The organism is Halomonas sp. PBN3 (assembly GCF_000475415.1).
In the GTDB taxonomy this organism is placed as follows: Bacteria; Pseudomonadota; Gammaproteobacteria; order Pseudomonadales; family Halomonadaceae; genus Halomonas; species Halomonas shengliensis.
In genome coordinates this window covers 1-1,258 of sequence record NZ_AXCA01000137.1, presented here as the reverse complement: position 1 = coordinate 1,258, position 1,258 = coordinate 1, and the positions used below count along the sequence as shown (strand labels likewise).

Here is a 1,258-nt window from a genome sequence, read left to right as displayed (position 1 = left end):
GTACAAGTATGGCTCACTTCTCAGGAGATGACATGAGCGATACGCGCCAGCAGGACTGGGACCCGCGCGCCGCGGATGCGCTGAACGACCAGATCAGCGCCTATGACGAGATGCGCCACCGTTGCCCGGTGGCCTTCAGCGACTACCTGCAGTGGTCGCTGTTCCGCCATGCGGACGTGATGCGCGTGCTCGAGGACCACGAGACCTTCAGCAACGCGGCGAGCCGCCACCTGTCGGTGCCCAACGCCATGGACCCGCCCGAGCACACTCGCTTCCGGCGACTCATCGAGCCCTACTTCGGCCCCGAGGCCATGGCCGAGTTTGCGCCGCAATGCCGAGCCATCGCCGAGGCCGTGGTCGACCGTCTGCCCGCCGACGGTGAAGTAGAAGCGATGGCCGAGATGGGACAGGACTTCGCCCTGGAGATCCAGTGCGCCTTCATGGGCTGGCCCGCCGCGCTCCACGAGCCGCTGCGCGCCTGGGTGAAGCGCCAGCAGGCCGCCACCCTGGCCCAGGACCGCGAGGCGCTGGGTGAGCTGGCGCTGGAATTCGATGGCGTGATCCGCGATCAGTTGGAAATCCGCCGAGCGGCCGGCGATGATGCGCCGGACGACGTCACCACCCGGATCATGAACGAGACGGTGGAGGAGCGTGCGCTCGCCGACGAAGAGATCGTCAGCATCCTGCGCAACTGGACGGTAGGGGAACTCGGCACCATCTCGGCAAGCATCGGCATCCTGATGCGCTACCTGGCGGCCGATCCGGAGCTCCAGGGACGGCTGCGTGCCGATCGCCGCCTGCTGCCGGCGGCCATCGACGAGATCCTGCGCCTCGATGCGCCTCTGATGTCCAACCGGCGCATTGCTACCCGTCCGGTGGAGATCGGCGGCCGCCGTCTCGAGGCCGGCGATCGCCTGACGCTCCTGTGGGGCTCGGCCAACCGCGATGAGGCGGTGTTCGGCGACCCCGACGAGGTGCGTCTGGATCGCGACCCCGCAGACAACCTGCTCTACGGGGCCGGCATCCACGTCTGCCCCGGGGCGCCCCTGGCGCGAATGGAGCTTCACGACTTCATGGACGCGCTGCTCGACGCCACCGTCGATATCGCCCTGCTGCCGGCACGTCCCGCGGTGCGTGCCCTCTACCCCGCCGGCGGCTACTCCGAGGTGCCGCTGCACGTGCGGCGCTAGTCGCAGGTCAGGCCATGATGACGGAAGGCGCCCCGCGGGGCGCCTTCCTTGCTTGTGCGCCAGGCATG

At 68.8% G+C, this 1,258-nt stretch carries 1 protein-coding gene; it reads left to right on the top strand.

Annotation, left to right across the window (positions count from 1 at the left end):
* Positions 1-32: 32 nt before the first annotated feature.
* Positions 33-1,190 (top strand): cytochrome P450, encoded by a 1,158-nt coding sequence (locus Q673_RS24980; RefSeq protein WP_023005410.1) that lies wholly within the window; start codon positions 33-35, stop codon positions 1,188-1,190.
* The last annotated feature ends 68 nt before the right edge of the window (positions 1,191-1,258 follow it).